Origin of the sequence: Labilibaculum euxinicum, assembly GCF_963678175.1 — a bacterium.
GTDB lineage: Bacteria > Bacteroidota > Bacteroidia > Bacteroidales > Marinifilaceae > Labilibaculum > Labilibaculum euxinus.
Genome location: NZ_OY782756.1, coordinates 1,151,584 through 1,170,504, shown reverse-complemented (window position 1 = coordinate 1,170,504; position 18,921 = coordinate 1,151,584). Strand labels below are relative to the sequence as shown.

The window sequence follows — 18,921 nt, the reverse complement described above, 5'->3', positions numbered from 1 at the left end:
ATCACAATGAGCAGAAAAATTATCACCAGTTTAATCCTCCTAATGTCAATTTCATTAATTGGGATTATTGGAGTTCAAATTCTCTGGATAAAAAATGCAATCGAAATTCAGGAGCAGACTTTTGATTCAAATATTAATGAAGCTTTACACAAAATTGTTACTAATCTTGAAAAGGAAGAATCCGTTTTTTTAATCTCAGAAGGCCTGAATTCTGCCACCGATGTTAAAGTTGGCAATATTGAAATTCATGAGATTAAACAATTTCTTGATGAGAAGAATCACAAAAACGATCATCACATCCGCATAAAAACAACCCGGAAAATCAACGGAAAACAAAATAATGCAACCAGTTCTGATACACAATTAATAGTATCGCGCAAAAATCCTAAAAGTAAATCCATCAAATTTTGGCAGCCAAAAACAATTCTTGATTCATCTCTAAATATTGATATACAAGTAACTACAAATGATACCATAATTAGAGCGAGAAAAAAAGAGGAGCAAATTGAAAACATTTTTGAAAAAGTTGTCTATGAATTCAATTCTAAGGATATTACGATCAAAGATCGAATCAATGAAAAGGATTTACCCAATGACATTCGGGAAAGCTTAACCTTTTTTGATATTAATACCGAATTCGATTATGCCGTAATTGATGATAAAACAAAGAACATTGTCCTTTCATCTGACTCCAGTTTAAATTCAGAACTAGTTGCTTCGAATCATCAGGTAAATTTATTCCCAAATGATATTTTTTTATCAAATCATAAACTATGTCTGCTTTTTCCTGACCAATTCAATTTTATATACAAATCCATTTTTTCATTACTGATACTATCAGCAATTTTCACCCTGTTTATTATTTTCACCTTTGGTAATGCCATTTTTTTCATCTTAAAACAAAAGCGTATTAATGATATCAAATCTGATTTTATCAATAACATCACTCACGAATTTAAAACCCCAATTGCTACCATAGCACTAGCTTCAGATTCTATCAATAATCCAAAAATAATCGGAGATCCTGATAGAATCAGATACTTTACATCAATTATAAAAGATGAGAACTTCCGAATGAACAAACAAGTGGAAAATATTCTTCAACTTTCTTTATTCGGTAAACATGAATTGGATATTAATCCGCAAACCAATCATATAAACGAAATACTTCAAAAAGCTGCAGAGCATATTCAATTACAAGTTGATGAGAAAAACGGCACTTTAAAAATCGATTTAAAGGCAATCAACGATATAGCTGAAATCGACGAAGTCCATTTTTTAAATGCTATTTTCAATTTATTCGACAATTCAATTAAGTATTCAATAGAAAAACCCGAAATTGAAATCGGGACAAAAAATCAGGACAACAAAATCCATATTTGGATAAAAGATTCAGGAATTGGTATGAATCCACAAACCAAGAAAAAAGTGTTCAGAAAATTCTTCAGGGCGGAAACAGGAAATATTCACAACGTAAAAGGATTTGGCCTCGGATTGAGCTACGTAAAGCTGATCATTGAAAAACACAATGGACATATCGATATTATCAGTAAACCTAACGAGGGAACAACTGTCAATTTAACGCTTCCATTAAAAAGCCAAAATGAAAAATAATATTAGAATACTATTAGTTGAAGACGAACCTAATTTTGGTGCTGTCATGAAAAACTATCTGGAAATTTCAGATTTTGATGTTGTCTTGTGTAAAAATGGAAAAGAAGGATTAGAGAGTTTCGAAAATTCAAAATACGATCTTTGCATTCTCGATGTAATGATGCCGGAAATGGATGGATTTACTTTAGCAAAAAGAATAAAACTAATTAATGCGGATATACCACTCATTTTTCTTACAGCAAAAGCACTTAAAGAAGATATTATTCAAGGATATCGTTTAGGTGCCGATGATTATATTACGAAACCATTTGACTCAGAACTATTAATCTATAAGATTAAAGCCATACTATCAAGAAATAATGGTATCAGCAAAGCATCAACAATAAAGCAATACTCAATCGGTAAATTCATTTTCGATCCAGTATTGCGAACATTAACTTTAAATAATCAGCAAGAAAAGCTCTCCCCAAAAGAATCTGAGTTGTTAAGCTTGCTCTGCGCTAATATGAATCAAATTTTACCCAGAGAGAATGCCTTACGAACCATTTGGGGGGATGATAACTTCTATACAACAAGAAGTATGGATGTTTACATTACTAAACTTAGAAAGTATTTAAAACCAGATTCCAATTTATCAATTGAGAACATTCACGGAAGTGGCTTTCGTTTACTTCAAATCAATACACCATTTGATTCTACAAAGTAAATTGTAAAAAATTATTCAAAGCCATTTTCAATACCAAATTTCAGGCAAAAAAAAAGAGTCTCATTCCATTGGAACAAGACTCTTTAAAAGTTGGCGTCGACCTACTCTCCCACCTGTTGGCAGTACCATCGGCGCTATCGGGCTTAACTTCTCTGTTCGGAATGGGAAGAGGTGGAACCCCGATGCAATAGACACCTAAAATCATTCATCTAATATTGAGCTTACACTCTCAAGATAATATCATAGACATATCAAAAAAATCAAAGTAAAAATAACATCCGAAAAAATTCAGAAATGAACACCGCACTCAGAAGTTTTAGGGTAATTAGTATTGCTCGGCTTTGACGTCACCGCCTTTACACCTGCAACCTATCAACGTCGTAGTCTCCAACGACCCTTAAAGGAAATCTCATCTTGAGGTAGGCTTCGTGCTTAGATGCTTTCAGCACTTATCCCTTCCGAACGTAGCTACTCTGCAATGCAGCTGGCGCCACAACAGATGCACTAGAGGTTCGTCCAACCCGGTCCTCTCGTACTAGAGTCAGATCCTCTCAAATTTCCAACGCCCACAACAGATAGGGACCGAACTGTCTCACGACGTTCTGAACCCAGCTCGCGTGCCACTTTAATGGGCGAACAGCCCAACCCTTGGGACCTTCTCCAGCCCCAGGATGTGACGAGCCGACATCGAGGTGCCAAACCGCTCCGTCGATATGAGCTCTTGGGAGCGATCAGCCTGTTATCCCCGGCGTACCTTTTATCCTTTGAGCGATGGCCCTTCCATGCGGAACCACCGGATCACTATGCTCTACTTTCGTACCTGATCGACCTGTATGTCTCACAGTCAAGCACCCTTGTGCCATTGCACTCTACACACGATTACCAAACGTGTTGAGGGTACCTTTAGAAGCCTCCGTTACTCTTTTGGAGGCGACCACCCCAGTCAAACTACCCACCACACACTGTCCGTCGTCAGACGTTAGACTCCAGATAAGCAAAGGGACGTATTTCAAGGTTGACTCCACAAGTCCTGGCGAACCCGCTTCATAGTCTCCGTCCTATCCTACACATTACTTACCCAAAATCAATGTGAAGCTGCAGTAAAGGTGCACGGGGTCTTTCCGTCCCGTTGCGGGTAATCGGCATCTTCACCGATACTACAATTTCACCGAGCTCATGGCTGAGACAGTGCCCAGATCGTTACACCATTCGTGCAGGTCGGAACTTACCCGACAAGGAATTTCGCTACCTTAGGACCGTTATAGTTACGGCCGCCGTTTACTGGGGCTTCATTTCAATGCTTCTCCGAAAATAACATCTCCACTTAACCTTCCAGCACCGGGCAGGTGTCAGGCCTTATACTTCAACTTTCGTTTTTGCAAAGCCATGTGTTTTTGATAAACAGTCGCCTGGGCCATTTCACTGCGGCTCTCATCGCTGAGAGCGTCCTTTCTCCCGAAGTTACAGGACTATTTTGCCGAGTTCCTTAGCCATGAATCACTCGAGCGCCTTAGTATACTCTACTTGACTACCTGTGTCGGTTTGAGGTACGGGCAGCTTTAACCTGAAGCTTAGAGGTTTTTCTTGGAAGTAAAATTAGGCACACTATCTGCGCTGCCGTAGCATTGCAGTACTATCGACTTTCAGCTCAAAATGCGGATTTACCTGCATCTCTCATCACGTACGGTCTTCAACGAACTATTCCGTCAGTTCGCGGTGCTTTCATCTCTTCGTCACCCCATCGCAGTTAAAGCCGGTACGGGAATATTAACCCGTTGTCCATCGAGTTCGCCTTTCGGCTACCCCTTAGGTCCCGACTAACCCTGATCCGATTAGCGTTGATCAGGAAACCTTAGTCTATTGGCGTGCGGGTTTCTCACCCGCATTATCGTTACTTATGCCTACATTTGCTTTTCCAGAAGCTCCACAATGCATTACCACACTGCTTCTGCGCCGCTGGAATGCTCCCCTACCAGTTAGAATAAATTCTAAATCCATAGCTTCGGTAGTATGTTTTATGCCCGATTATCATCCATGCAAGATCGCTCGACTAGTGAGCTGTTACGCACTCTTTAAATGAATGGCTGCTTCCAAGCCAACATCCTAGCTGTCAATGCAATCTCACCTCGTTAGTTCAACTTAACATACATTTGGGGACCTTAGCTGATGGTCTGGGTTCTTTCCCTCTCGTCCGTGGACCTTAGCACCCACGGGCTCACTGCCAGATATAAGTTATAGCATTCGGAGTTTGTCTGGATTTGATAGGCGGTGAAGCCCTCGCATCCAATCAGTAGCTCTACCTCTATAACTCTCGACTCTGACGCTGCACCTAAATGCATTTCGGGGAGTACGAGCTATTTCTCAGTTTGATTGGCCTTTCACCCCTACCCACAGTTCATCCCAAGACTTTTCAACGTCAACGGGTTGGGCCCTCCACTCTGGATTAACAGAGCTTCAGCCTGACCATGGGTAGATCACCAAGTTTCGCGTCTACCCCCACTAACTTTACGCCCTATTCAGACTCGCTTTCGCTTCGACTACGGACCTGAAGCCCTTAATCTCGCTAGTGAGGAGTAACTCGTAGGCTCATTATGCAAAAGGCACGCCGTCACACCAAAAGGTGCTCCGACCGCTTGTAAGCGTATGGTTTCAGGTACTATTTCACTCCTCTATTCGAGGTGCTTTTCACCTTTCCCTCACGGTACTTGTTCACTATCGGTCTCTCAGGAGTATTTAGCCTTACCGGATGGTCCCGGCAGATTCACACAGAATTTCTCGTGTTCCGCGCTACTCAGGATACTGCTGGAGGCATTTTGCTTACGTGTACGAGACTATCACTCTCTTCGGTGTGTCTTTCCAAACACTTCCACTTCACGCCATTTCTCTTATTGCAGTCCTACAACCCCTACATTGCCGAAACAATATAGGTTTGGGCTGATCCCCGTTCGATCGCCACTACTAGGGGAATCACTTTTGTTTTCTTCTCCTCCGGGTACTTAGATGTTTCAGTTCTCCGGGTTTGCCTCCATTGCTGGATACCTATTAAAATAGGTGGGTTGCCCCATTCGGAAATTCACGGGTCAAAGGTTATTTGCACCTCTCCATGACTTATCGCAGCTTATCACGTCCTTCATCGCCTCTGAGAGCCAAGGCATCCGCCATACGCTCTTAATTACTTCTTATTGTGTTAACAAAAATTAAATCCCGTTACCGGAATTCATCCCTGTTTCTTTACTTTTGTTACTTCTACTTTAATTTTGTTTCAATATGTCAAAGAACTTTAAATACACCATCGTATTTTTGTGGAGAATATCGGAGTCGAACCGATGACCTCCTGCGTGCAAGGCAGGCGCTCTAGCCAACTGAGCTAATCCCCCATAATCGTTTCACTCCAATTACAAATTACAAATCATTTAATTACGTTCTATTCGTAATCAATAACTCCTAATGGATAATTAAATAGTAGTCCTGCGCAGATTTGAACTGCGGACCCCTACATTATCAGTGTAGTGCTCTAACCAACTGAGCTACAGGACTATTACTACCTATCAGCTTAGCGGTGAAAACACCCTAACGCTATGGGTTATGGTATAAATAAATTTATGAAAACAATCAGTCAGGAAATACAGTCTAAAACTCTTATCGAATCTCAATTCCTATAGTACAATACTTCCAATCTCTAGAAAGGAGGTGTTCCAGCCACACCTTCCGGTACGGCTACCTTGTTACGACTTAGCCCCAGTTACCAATTTTACCCTAGGACGCTCCTTGCGGTTACGTACTTCAGGTCCCCTCGGCTTCCATGGCTTGACGGGCGGTGTGTACAAGGCCCGGGAACGTATTCACCGTAGCGTTGCTGATCTACGATTACTAGCGAATCCAACTTCACGGAGTCGAGTTGCAGACTCCGATCCGAACTGAGACCAGCTTTTGAGATTAGCATCCAGTCACCTGGTAGCTGCCCTTTGTACTGGCCATTGTAACACGTGTGTAGCCCTGGACGTAAGGGCCGTGCTGATTTGACGTCATCCCCACCTTCCTCTCACCTTACGGTGGCAGTCTCGCTAGAGTCCTCAGCTTAACCTGTTAGCAACTAACGATAGGGGTTGCGCTCGTTATGGGACTTAACCCGACACCTCACGGCACGAGCTGACGACAACCATGCAGCACCTTGTAAATTGCTCCGAAGAGAAAGCCTATTTCTAAGCCGGTCAATCTACATTTAAGTCCAGGTAAGGTTCCTCGCGTATCATCGAATTAAACCACATGTTCCTCCGCTTGTGCGGGCCCCCGTCAATTCCTTTGAGTTTCATTCTTGCGAACGTACTCCCCAGGTGGATTACTTAATGCTTTCGCTCAGTCACGCACGGTGTATTGTGCACAACGAGTAATCATCGTTTACGGCGTGGACTACCAGGGTATCTAATCCTGTTCGCTCCCCACGCTTTCGTCCATCAGCGTCAATGTTAGCTTAGTGAGCTGCCTTCGCAATCGGTGTTCTACGTTATATCTATGCATTTCACCGCTACATAACGTATTCCGCCCACCTCAACTAAATTCAAGGCTTTCAGTATCAATGGCAGTTCCGGAGTTGAGCTCCGGGATTTCACCACTGACTTAAAAGCCCGCCTACGGACCCTTTAAACCCAATAAATCCGGATAACGCTTGGATCCTCCGTATTACCGCGGCTGCTGGCACGGAGTTAGCCGATCCTTATTCTTACAGTACCTTCAGTTCACTACACGTAGCAAAGTTTATTCCTGTAAAAAAGCAGTTTACAACCCATAGGGCCGTCATCCTGCACGCGACATGGCTGGTTCAGGCTTGCGCCCATTGACCAATATTCCTCACTGCTGCCTCCCGTAGGAGTCTGGTCCGTGTCTCAGTACCAGTGTGGGGGACTATCCTCTCAGACCCCCTAAGCATCATAGTCTTGGTGAGCCGTTACCTCACCAACTAACTAATGCTACGCATGCCCATCTTTTACCTCCGTAGATTTAATATTCAAACCATGCGATTCAAATATATTATGCGGTATTAATCCAAATTTCTTTGGGCTATCCCCCAGTAAAAGGTAGGTTGCATACGCGTTACTCACCCGTGCGCCGGTCTCTAAGCAGCAAGCTGCCTATACCCCTCGACTTGCATGTGTTAGGCCTGTCGCTAGCGTTCATCCTGAGCCAGGATCAAACTCTTCGTTGTATAAAAACTTTTGTTATAATTCTGCTCTTGGATGTATTTATAGTTATCGTAATTCTTACTTGACAAGGTTTTATTCCCTGTATTTACCTAACTTGTTGTTTCCAATATTTTCAAAGAACTTCTGTCGGCTGTATACCCCTTACTTAAAAAGGCAACCTGTTCTAAAATTTCATTCTTAAACAAGACAGTCGTTACTGTCTCTAAAAGCGAGTGCAAAGATAAAGAAATAAATCCCAAACCTGCAAATCTTTTTTCAACTTTTTTTCAGGACAATTTCGCTGTAATCCCCAAGTTTCCTAGGGTCTCACGAGCTCGTTAGCTCCCAAAGCGGGTGCAAAGATAAATCATTTATTTCATTATATCCTAATCCCAAAGTGAAAAAATTTCAAAAAAAATAAAATTGGAAGTTTAGTAGGTGTATACAATCATAAAAAGATTCCTACGACCACCCTACCACTGCCTATAAAATACTACTAAACAACCATTTTATAAATCCACTCTCCGTTGAAAGTGGATGCAAATATAACAGAAGAGTCTCCACACTTCCAAATGTTTTATGAAAAAAATTTAAACAAAAAGTCAAGACACTGATTTACAGACATAAAAAAAAATCATAACATAGATTGTGATTTCCTATTTTATATCAGCAATAAGAAATTTAGTCTTATACGCCTTCTACTAATAGCTGCTTTAGATTGTAAACCTGCTCTTTATTTCCCAGAACAAATAGATGAAAAGATTTATCGAGAACTATTTCGGGAGACGGATTATATACATATGCCCCACCTTCATCTTTTAAACCAATTATATTGGCTCCTGATTTATCTCGTACATTTAGCTCACGAATGGATTTACCCACAAAACAATTTGACAGCTCACAACAGCTAACTTCTTCCAACTTCACCCCTTTGGTTGATTGCAACAGAATATTATCCAGAAATTCCACAACATCAGGCTGTGCAACCAACTTTGCCATTTGTTGTCCACCCAGTCGATCAGGCATAATGACATTATTGGCTCCTGCTCTTTTTAATTTATTATCGGATTGACTTTTTTCTGATCGTGATATAATCTTTATCGTTGCATTCATTTCCCGGGCAGTAAGAACAACATACACATTCTCTGCATCATTCGGGATTGCTGTTATCAGCGCTTTGGCACTTGAAATATTTGCCAAACTGAGCACTTCTTCCTGAGTAGCATCACCCTGAACAAACAATAGTTCCGGAATTAAACGAACATTATCAATACTGCTTTCCTCAGAATCAACAACAACTACATTTTCTCCATGCGCAATCAATTCGAGGCATGCCTGTTTCCCATTTCTTCCAAAACCACAAACAATAACGTGTCCACTTAATTTCTCTATACTCCTCACGGTTCTATAATCTTTTAAATTTCTACGAAAAACGCCATCTAAAATAAATCGGGTTATGGCCGAAGCCAAATATCCAAATATTCCAAAACTGACGAAAATTAAAAATATTGTAAAAAGTTTCCCTGTATCTGACAACGGATGCACTTCGGTAAATCCTACTGTTGTGATAGTGATCACGGTCATATAGAGGGCATCTACAAAAGTATAGGCTTCATTCAAAAACATGAATCCAGCTGTACCAATAAGAATTGCCAGTATCAAAAATGACATTGCAATACCTAATGTACGTATGTTTTCCTCCCAAATTTTCTGCTTATTCATTCGTGCAAGATTAAAATCCAATATAATCATTAAAGCCTTACAATAACAACGGCAACATTATATTTTCATCAATATAAATTATATATCAACACTACGAATAATTCTATTTCCAAATTCGCACTGCAAACAATTAAATAAATCACAATAATTAGACTTTAGTTGCAATAAAGCCTGAGAATGATACGCAGACTTCACGTTAACACCACATTTTTTCCATTTTCGGGTAACCGAATTCTCCTCGGCAGAAACTTTATCCAGCAAATCATAAGCTTTATCTTTCAATTTTTGAGAGTCATTTACTACTCCATAGAGAAATAAAACAGGGATAACACAATTAATAATTAACCCATCGACACTCGATTGCCCAAGAATCTTAACTTTTTCATTCGAGTCCAAGCCGAATTGATAATGCCTAGTCCAATACTCGGAAGCTTGACAATTCAATAGATTTGAGATATCCTCTATTGAATTCGCATGAAGAATTTGCGAAAACAAGGACTGTGAATTATGAACCAAGGCGGCAAATTGCGCGATTCTAATTGTAGGAAAATTTGATGGCCGCAGGCGTAACCACTTCCATTGACCAGGAGACAATGCTTTCAATTGATATTTATCAGCTAGAAATTCATATTCCAACTTCAACTTATTCAAATATACATCTTCACAATCGAACTTTTCAAATAAACCTGATTGTCCAAAAAGCAATGCTTCCAATTGGAAAATCGAGTTCTTTTGCCGGGCAAGAAATTTCATTGGAATGGATCTGGCCAGCTGTTGAAAAGGATCAGCATTCACTTTCATTCCAAAATATCGTGCCAGCACCTGATAAAATGTTTCCTCCCAAGAGTTATTATTTTGCTCTAAAATCTTTTGAATCTCGTGAGACTTCCGCTCCAAACGTTCCAGAAGCATTCTATCAAGCCAATTCCGAACAAAGAAACTTTCAATCTCACCAATTTCATCCACACAAGGAATCCATTTTTCAGATAACATTAACTTTCTGTATTTATTCAATAATTCAGGAGTGAAACGAAGTTCCAAACAGGGAATGACGCGATCATTTTTCAAAACAACAGGTGAATCATCTTCCAAAACAACATGCAAAATTACATTTTCGTAGGCAGGATCAGTATTGTGCCCATGAGAATACCAAGATGAAGATTTTAGATGAATTTCAACATTTCCGGCCCAAAGAACATTATCGATTTTAATTCTTGCATCAAAAAAATCGGGCCCGGAGTCGAAATTTTGTTTTCCTACATCAATAATCTCAATTGCATTTCCTTTTGTGGAGAAAATATTTGTTTTTGAAAACAGATTCTGTTTCCAAATAAACTGCAGGAAATCTTCATTCATCCAATCAATTTTAAATCATCAAAAATCGAATTTAACAATTTATCATGTATTTATCAATAAAAAAGGCGGTAAATCATTGATTACCGCCTTGTAAAATATTTAGTTTGAATTTAAATCAAAGATTTTTCTTTAAGTAAAAGCTCCATTTCCTCCTGCAATTTTCTGGATTCCTCCTTAGCTGCCTCAGCAAATTTTTCGGAAGAATCAGCAAAAATAATTCCTCTCGAAGAATTCACTAATAATCCGCAAGCATTATTCATTCCATATTTCGCCACCTCTTGCAAGCTTCCACCTTGAGCTCCCACACCCGGAACCAACAAGAAATGTTCCGGGACAATTTTTCTTATATCGCCTAACATTTCAGCTTTTGTAGCTCCAACAACATACATCATATTCTCTTTCGTACCCCATTCCTGAGATTTTTCCAGAACTCTTTCAAACAACCTCTGATTATTCTGTTCAAAAAACTGTAAATCGAAAGCTCCCTTATTTGAAGTAAGAGCCAAAAGAATCACCCATTTATTATCGTATTCGAGAAAGGGCGTTACTGAATCTTCTCCCATATAAGGAGCCACCGTAATTGAATCGAAAGGCATATTCTCGAGAAAAGCACTTGCATACATTTTTGAAGTGTTTCCGATATCACCTCTTTTAGCATCAGCGATCAAAAAAATATCTGAATAATTCTCTTTGATGTAGTTTACCGTTTTTTCAAGACTAATCCATCCTTTAGCACCAAGACATTCATAAAATGCAATATTCGGTTTATAGGCAACAGTAAATTCTGCTGTAGCATCAACTATTGCTTTGTTGAATTCGAAAACCGGATCTTCGGTATTCAAAAGATGAGCAGGTATTTTCTTTATATCACTATCTAAACCTACGCAGAGAAAACTCCTCTTCTTCTTAATTTGCTCGAATAATGCTTGATAATTCATCCGTTTATAATTTTAATGTTTTGATGAGATGGAACTTTCCGAAAATTAAATAATCGTACCCAGAATATTGATTATATAAAAACAGGCATTCCATTTCTTTGGTTGTTTACTAGATTATTACAAAAAAGGCAGTGGAAAAACCACTGCCAATATTATTACAAACCACTTTCTTTAAGTCGTTCTGAATTTTCTTCAATTTGAAGCTTGTCAATTACTTCCTGAATATCCCCATCCATCGTGGCCGCCAAATTGTACATCGTAAAGTTAATACGATGATCCGTCACCCTTCCCTGCGGAAAATTGTATGTGCGGATTTTTGCTGATCTGTCGCCGGTAGAAACCATTGTTTTACGCTTGGATGAAATTTCATCAAGATATTTTTGATGCTCCAATGCATAAATACGGGAACGCAATTCAACCATTGCTTTAGCTAAATTCTTAATCTGTGATTTCTGATCCTGACATGTAACCACAATACCGGTTGGATTGTGAGTTAAACGAATGGCAGAATAGGTTGTATTCACGGACTGTCCTCCGGGGCCCGATGAACAATAGGTATCCTTACGAATATCACTTTCTTTTACATCGATATCAAATTCTTCCGCTTCAGGAAGAACAGCAACCGAAGCAGCACTGGTATGAACACGACCTTGTGTTTCTGTTTGTGGAACCCTTTGTACACGGTGTACTCCCGATTCATATTTTAAAATCCCGTAAACACCGTTTCCGGTTACGTTCATTACAATTTCCTTATATCCTCCCGAAGTTCCTTCACTAAAACTTGAAATTGAAACCTTCCAACCCTTAGATTCACAAAACTTTGTATACATTCTGGCCAATTCACCGGCAAAAATACTAGCCTCATCTCCTCCGGCACCTGCACGAACTTCAAGAATAGCATTTTTAGAATCTTCGGGATCAGCAGGTATCAGAAGCAATTTTATTTCTTCTTCCAGCTCTGGAATTTTAACTTCCAATTCTTCCAATTCCATTTTTGCCATTTCGCGCAGCTCCTCATCCGATTCGCTGTTTAAAATCTCCTTTGATTCTTCAATCCTATCAAGAGCATTTCTAAATTCCTTAGCGGCATCCGAAACAGCTTCCAATTCCTTATATTCCTTGCTTAACTTTACATACCTCTTCATGTCTCCCATCACCTCGGGGTCGGTAATCAACTGACTAACCTCCTTGAATCGGATAAGGACACCTTCTAATTTATCGAGTAACAAATTACTGCTCATATTCTGTATTCTAAATTTTGGACAAAATTATAAAAATAAAATCATTTTAAATAAAGCTTTCACTATTTAGATGCTGATTTTTAAGAAATCCACGACTTAAGGCTGTTTTATGAATTATTTGGCCAATATTTTCGCGTAGTAAATTATTTATCACTCATTTAAAAATTTTTATTTAATCTAATAAATCTTAATTTTAGAAATGTGGTTCCAAACTGCCCAACAAACAAGATTAAAATATTATAATCACACCCTAACCAAACAAACTATGAACAATTTAATAAAGATTACTTTTTCGCTTCTTCTTATTTTATTAGCTGGAAACTCCAAAGCTGATAATGAAAAAATTAAATTTGGAAAAGTCTCTGCGGAAGAATTGGAAATGAAAGTGTATGAAAAAGACACCAGTGCAGCAGCCGTTATTTTATATGACAGCGGAGCTTCTTATTTTGAAACTGAAGCCAAAAATGATGATACTGATTTTGTCTGTAAATTTGAGCGCCATGTGAGAATAAAAATACTAAAACCTGAAGGCTTTGATTTTGCAACATTTAAAATCCCATTATATCATAGTACAAACGGGGAAGAGAAAATAGGGGCATTAAAAGCAAGAACCTATAACTTAGATGAAAAAATTCTAATCGATAAATTGGAAAAAAATTCAATTTTCAAAGAAGAAACTACTCCAAACTGGAATAGAATAAAATTCACTATGCCGAATATAAAAGCAGGCTCTGTTATTGAGATAAAATATCAAATTTCTTCACCATTCAAACAAAATTTTAGAGCCTGGCAATTTCAATACAGCATTCCTGTTGTCTATTCAAAATACAATACACGAATCCCAAGTTATTTCAACTATCAGATTACAACAAAAGGATATTATCCCATAAAGAAATTAGATGAAAAGAGCAGACCAGAAAATTTTTTGATTAGATACAGAGATAATTCCACAGGAAATGTTGATAGCAAAGTACACCAATACACTCTCACGCCCAATTCCAATATTAATGAATACTATGCGGAAAACATTCCTTCTTTTAAAAAAGAATCATACATGCTTGCCGAAGAAAACTACTTAAGCTGCATTGAATTTGAATTGCAATCTTACAAGTATGATTACGGGGTATTGCATAATTTCACTTCCACATGGGAGGATGTTCAAGACAAACTAATTAAATCAGACGATTTTGGAGGTGTCTTAAAAAAAGATGGATTTATTAAGGATATTCTGCCTGAACTTATTGCTGACGCGAAAAGCGAAGAAGAAAAAACGGTCTTAATTTTTCAGGCAGTGCAGAACAACATTAAATGGAATGAAAAATACCGATTGTTTTGTGAAAAAAGCTTGAGAGCTACATGGAAAGAAAAATCGGGAAATACAGCTGAGGTGAACTTATTATTAATAGCCATGTTACGCTCTGCTGGCATAAATGCGAACCCTGTTGTTTTGAGCACACGACAAAACGGAATTATTCATCCCTCGCATCCTACAATAACCCAAATGAACTATGTTATTGCCTGCGCAAAGATAGGAGACAAAAACTATTTAATGGATGCAACGGATCCCTATTGCCCAATCGGAATTCTTCCGTTTCGATGTTTAAATGACAAAGGCAGGTTGATCACTGAAACTAACTCCGAATGGATCAACCTTGAAACTAACAAAGGATCAAAATGTGCGATTATGTCGACTCTTAGTTTAACTGAGGAAGGTACACTTAAAGGTAAAGTGACCGAAGCTTTTTATGACTACGAAGGAGTGGACATCAGAAAAACAATTTCAAACAACACAGATGGGTATACCGAAAAATTAAAATCGGATTATGAAGACTGGAATATCTCAGAAATTGAATATAAAAATCTAGAAGACAAAAATAAGCCTTTGCAAATCAGCTACTCAACAGAAATAGAAAACCTTGTAAATATGGAAGGTGAAAGAATCTATTTGAATCCTATTTTAAAAAACAAAACACATGAAAACCCTTTTAAGCTGGAACAAAGAGAATATCCGGTTAATTTTGGATATCCAATATCTGTAAATTACCTGCTGATTCTGGAGCTTCCTACCAACTACACAATCGAGGAACAACCAAAATCTTCTAAAATTACACTTCCTGATAATGGTGGGGAATACATATACAAAATTAATCAATCTGCTAACAAGGTGATGATTAAATACTCTTTTAACACAGGAAAATCACAATATTTACCTTCTGAATATGATTATTTAAAAGAATTTTACAATTATGTAATTACCAAAGAAAACCAAATTCTGGTATTGAAAAAAGTCGAGCCTACCGCAATAAAATAAATCTCAATCGAGTTCAAACAAAAAGAGGCTGTCTTATCGACAGCCTCTTTTGTAGTATATTCAAATATCCTAATACTCAAATTCTCCGAATTCACTTTTTATCGTCAATTTTTTTCCTGTGTTTGGCTCACAACGGCCAATTATTTGAGCATCTACATTAAATTCTTCTGATATCGCGATAATATTTTCAGCGATTTCCTGTGGAACGTACAATTCAAACCGATGTCCCATATTAAACACCTTATACATTTCATCCCAAGAAGTTCCGCTCTGCTCTTTTATCAGTTTAAACAAAGGAGGAACCGAAAACATATTATCCTTCACGATATGGATATTGTCGACAAAATTAAGCACTTTCGTTTGAGCACCACCTGAACAATGAATCATTCCATGGATTTGAGATCGGAATTGATCCAAGATCTTTTTAATAATCGGAGCATAGGTTCTTGTTGGCGAAAGTACCAATTTACCAGCGTCAATATCAACACCGTCAACTTTATCGGTTAATTTACAGTTTCCTGAGTAAACCAATTCCGCAGGCACTGCATTATCGAAACTTTCAGGATATTTTTCGGCCAAATATTTTGAAAATACATCATGACGCGCAGAAGTCAAACCGTTAGATCCCATTCCTCCATTGTATTCTGTTTCGTAAGTTGCCTTCCCTGATGATGACAAACCAACAATTACATCGCCAGCCTGAATTTTTTCATTCGTAATTACGTCTTCTCTTTTCATTCGGCAGGTAACCGTTGAGTCGACAATAATGGTTCGAACTAAATCTCCTACATCGGCAGTTTCGCCACCTGTTGAATGAATATTAACTCCCATTTTACTGTACTCAGCTAATAACTCTTCAGTTCCGTTAATAATCTGAGAAAGAACTTCTCCGGGAATCAGATTTTTATTTCGTCCAATTGTGGATGACAACAGAATATTATCAACTGCACCTACACAAAGTAAATCATCCAAATTCATAATCAATGCATCCTGAGCGATTCCCTTCCACACAGAAATATCGCCTGTTTCCTTCCAATACATGTAGGCAAGAGATGATTTTGTTCCTGCACCATCGGCGTGCATAATATTGCAATAATCTGCATCGCCGGTAAGGTAATCCGGAACAACTTTACAAAATGCATTTGGATACAATCCTTTATCCAGATTTTTAATTGCACTATGCACATCTTCCTTCGAAGCTGACACTCCTCTAAGGTTATATCTTTCGTCTTTTCTCATGGTTGTTTAGATAAAAGGTAAAAGCAACAAGCAAAAAGATTAGAACTTACAGACTATAAGTCGCTAAATAGCAAACAGATAAAACAGTCTCGCTCTTACTTACTCATTTACTTCTTCATTTTTTTTGCTTCGGCAAAGGTAATCTTTTTCCCTTTATTGTAAGCGATTACAAATGCATTAATTCCAGTTTCACTAATCTTACCCGCTTCGGCTCTTGCTTCTTCCAGATCATCAAATATTCCGGTAGTATATCTCACTGTAGAATCATCTACGCTTCCACGGAAAACCACTTTGTATTTTTGAAGTATCGGCGGAATCGTATTTTTATTGAATGCTCCTATCTGAACGGTATAGAAAACACCTTTAATTTCTGATAAATTTTTTATTAATGTATTCCCTATTTGACTGGAATCAGATCCTGGTTTTACTTTAGAATTTGGCCCCGGCTGATAGTCTGTTGACAGCACTCTAAAATCGGTTCTGCGATTCAACTGATTCGCCTCATCCTTCTCTTTCTCTTTCAGCTTACTGATAAAAGATTCACTCAACATATCGCCTTCAGCTAAAAAGTTAAACTCTTTGGCCTTCACCGCATTAATTGTCTGAGGTTTCGATTCCCCATAACCATGAGCAATTAACCGATCCCAGTAGATTCCTTTCTCTATTAAATAATCGACAACTGACTGTGCTCTTTTCTGAGAAAGATCACGGTTTGTGGACTCACTTCCGACATAATCGGTATGCGATCCCAATTCAATCGTAATTTTAGGATTATCGTTTAATGTTTCCACCAAACCATCTAAAGCCGTTTTAGATTCTTCTCTTAATTGCCATGATCCAAAATCGTAAAATATATTTGGCAATTCAATTGGTTTCTCAATCGGTTTTAAACCAATTACTGATTTAAAATTGCGGCTGATTTCTATTCCTAAAGTACTCACCTGCTCTTTACCATTCAGATATCCTTCTGCCGAAACCATTACAATATATTCCAATTCAGGATCAAACTCCACATTAAATTGCCCTTCTTCAGCAGATTTACTATCCATTTGTTCACCATTCGAAGAAACGATATGAATATCTGCATTAGGGATAAATTCGTTTGTTTCAGAATTTACAATTTTTCCCGAAAAAGAAAACTGTAAAGGCACATAATCAAATCTATAAATATCGTCATTTCCATTTTTTCTCGACGATGTAAACATTCCCTTCTCCTGACCAGTCTGAAATACCATTGCAAAATCATCGGCAGTCGAATTGATTGGATATTTCATATTCTCCACTTTCCACACACCGGTTTCCTGACGTTTTGCCTGATAAATATCCAAACCACCCATGCCTTCCTTTCGATCAGAGGCAAAGAATAAATCGCCATTGTTCTTTATGAAGGGGAATAACTCATTGTTTGGAGAATTGATTGGGCGCCCCATATTTTGAGGTTCACTCCAACTGCTTCCACTCTTTTTCGCCATCCAAATGTCATTTCCTCCGTAACCACCAGGCATATCGGATACGAAATACAGAATATTACCATCAGCCGAAATAGAAGGATGCCCCACGGACAGACTATCCGGAACCAGATCAAGTTGAGCGACACTTCCCCAGCCATCTTCCTGCCTTTGCACAGCAAATATTTTTGTTCCCTGATTATCTTTGGTTATTTTTCGAGAAGAAGTAAAATACAACACATCTGCCTCAGGAGAAAAACATGCCGCGCCTTCGTTCCATTCTGAATTAATTGTATCTCCCACACCACGAGCCTTGCTCCATTGATAAGTATCAACTATTACTTTTCGTGATGTTGCCTTTCTCCCTTTTCTCTTTTTACTCTTTCGAATCACTTCATTCGAATAGTGCGATTCAAAAATATTTGAATGAAAATCTCCTGTAACACCGTCTTTTTTAGGCTTATCGTTCAACTTTCTTGTTGATGAAAAAAAGATAACATTTGTATCTTTCCCCATATAAACAGGGCAAAAATCACTGCCCGACGAATTAAAATCATTCAATATCTCCACTTTATATCTTCCCGGATACTCTTCCCATGTGCTAATTCTTTTTAGTATTTCAGAAGGATCATTCTCTGCTTTTGCTTCGGGCTTTAGATCCAGATATTCCCAGAAATTTTCCTCGGCCTCTTCCATTTTCCCATTTTTCACTTCAGCATAAGCTAAATTTAAAACTGCATTTGAGAAAGTATCCCGGTTTAATATAGCTCTTCGATACCATGAGGAAGCCTTACGCACTTCATTTACCTGATCGAAACAGGACGCTGCTTTAAATGCTATATCGGCTTTTAGTTCTTTATCCTTTGACTTTTTATAAGCTTTTTCGTACAAACCTTGTGCATAGTAATACTGTCCGGACTGAACCATTTTATCGCCACGATTTACGTAGGATTGCGAAGAACAGGAAACAAATACTCCCAGAATTATAAAAATACAGATATTGGAAAAAAGCTTCATCAGATGAGTTTAAAATTCACTTATTGAACTAACAAGGTATAAAAATAATTATTTTATTCCAGTGGTCAATGTTTTGTTAGTAGAGATAAACATTTCTTATATAAAACAGAAAAGGATGTTCAAATAAATGAACATCCTTTTGCAATTTT

The 18,921-nt window shown here is 38.3% G+C and carries 9 protein-coding genes, 2 tRNA genes and 3 rRNA genes; 3 read left to right on the top strand and 11 right to left on the bottom strand.

Annotation, left to right across the window (positions count from 1 at the left end; all coding sequences use genetic code 11):
- The first annotated feature begins 6 nt into the window (after positions 1-6).
- Both ACY0M5_RS05025 and ACY0M5_RS05020 read left to right on the top strand, forming a co-directional pair.
- Positions 7-1,614, top strand: coding sequence for a sensor histidine kinase (locus tag ACY0M5_RS05025; RefSeq protein WP_461631008.1), 1,608 nt, complete (start codon positions 7-9; stop codon positions 1,612-1,614).
- Positions 1,604-2,320, top strand: coding sequence for a response regulator transcription factor (locus ACY0M5_RS05020; RefSeq protein ID WP_124993995.1), 717 nt, complete (start codon positions 1,604-1,606; stop codon positions 2,318-2,320). The genes ACY0M5_RS05025 and ACY0M5_RS05020 overlap by 11 nt, the downstream gene beginning before the upstream one ends.
- An 88-nt stretch (positions 2,321-2,408) precedes the next feature.
- On the opposite strand, the gene rrf is transcribed toward ACY0M5_RS05020, so the two are convergent.
- From rrf to prfA, 9 genes are all read right to left on the bottom strand, one after another.
- Positions 2,409-2,519: ribosomal RNA gene (gene rrf / locus ACY0M5_RS05015) — 5S ribosomal RNA — on the bottom strand.
- Between the two features lie 106 nt (positions 2,520-2,625).
- Positions 2,626-5,502, bottom strand: a 23S ribosomal RNA gene (locus tag ACY0M5_RS05010).
- Positions 5,503-5,623: 121 nt separating this feature from the next.
- A tRNA-Ala gene (locus tag ACY0M5_RS05005) sits at positions 5,624-5,697 on the bottom strand.
- An 86-nt stretch (positions 5,698-5,783) separates the two neighbouring features.
- Positions 5,784-5,857 (bottom strand) — tRNA-Ile (locus tag ACY0M5_RS05000).
- A gap of 146 nt (positions 5,858-6,003) precedes the next feature.
- Positions 6,004-7,523 (bottom strand): 16S ribosomal RNA (locus tag ACY0M5_RS04995).
- The 16S, 23S and 5S rRNA genes sit together here with 2 tRNA genes alongside, the layout of an rRNA operon.
- Positions 7,524-8,187: 664 nt before the next feature.
- Entirely contained in the window at positions 8,188-9,222 is a 1,035-nt protein-coding gene (locus ACY0M5_RS04990) for a potassium channel family protein (protein WP_461631007.1), read from the bottom strand.
- 78 nt (positions 9,223-9,300) lie between these two features.
- Positions 9,301-10,578 (bottom strand): DUF2851 family protein, encoded by a 1,278-nt coding sequence (locus tag ACY0M5_RS04985; RefSeq protein WP_461631006.1) that lies wholly within the window; start codon positions 10,576-10,578, stop codon positions 9,301-9,303.
- Positions 10,579-10,688: 110 nt separating this feature from the next.
- On the bottom strand, positions 10,689-11,516 hold the full coding sequence (gene pyrF, locus ACY0M5_RS04980) for an orotidine-5'-phosphate decarboxylase (RefSeq protein WP_101309690.1): 828 nt from the start codon (positions 11,514-11,516) through the stop codon (positions 10,689-10,691).
- 155 nt (positions 11,517-11,671) lie between these two features.
- The gene (prfA, locus tag ACY0M5_RS04975) at positions 11,672-12,757 is read right to left on the bottom strand and encodes a peptide chain release factor 1 (RefSeq protein ID WP_124994087.1); all 1,086 of its coding nucleotides are present in this window, start codon (positions 12,755-12,757) and stop codon (positions 11,672-11,674) included.
- Positions 12,758-13,022: 265 nt separating this feature from the next.
- Here prfA and ACY0M5_RS04970 point away from each other — a divergent pair, with 265 nt between their 5' ends.
- Positions 13,023-15,068: a DUF3857 domain-containing protein gene (locus tag ACY0M5_RS04970; protein WP_461631005.1), complete on the top strand. Its 2,046-nt coding sequence runs from the start codon at positions 13,023-13,025 to the stop codon at positions 15,066-15,068.
- A gap of 69 nt (positions 15,069-15,137) precedes the next feature.
- Here the strand turns inward: ACY0M5_RS04970 and ACY0M5_RS04965 are convergent, their stop codons facing one another.
- Both ACY0M5_RS04965 and porE read right to left on the bottom strand, forming a co-directional pair.
- Positions 15,138-16,307 (bottom strand): AIR synthase related protein, encoded by a 1,170-nt coding sequence (locus ACY0M5_RS04965; RefSeq protein ID WP_461631004.1) that lies wholly within the window; start codon positions 16,305-16,307, stop codon positions 15,138-15,140.
- A gap of 107 nt (positions 16,308-16,414) precedes the next feature.
- Positions 16,415-18,772 (bottom strand): PorE family type IX secretion system protein, encoded by a 2,358-nt coding sequence (porE, locus tag ACY0M5_RS04960; protein WP_461631003.1) that lies wholly within the window; start codon positions 18,770-18,772, stop codon positions 16,415-16,417.
- Between the last annotated feature and the right edge of the window lie 149 nt (positions 18,773-18,921).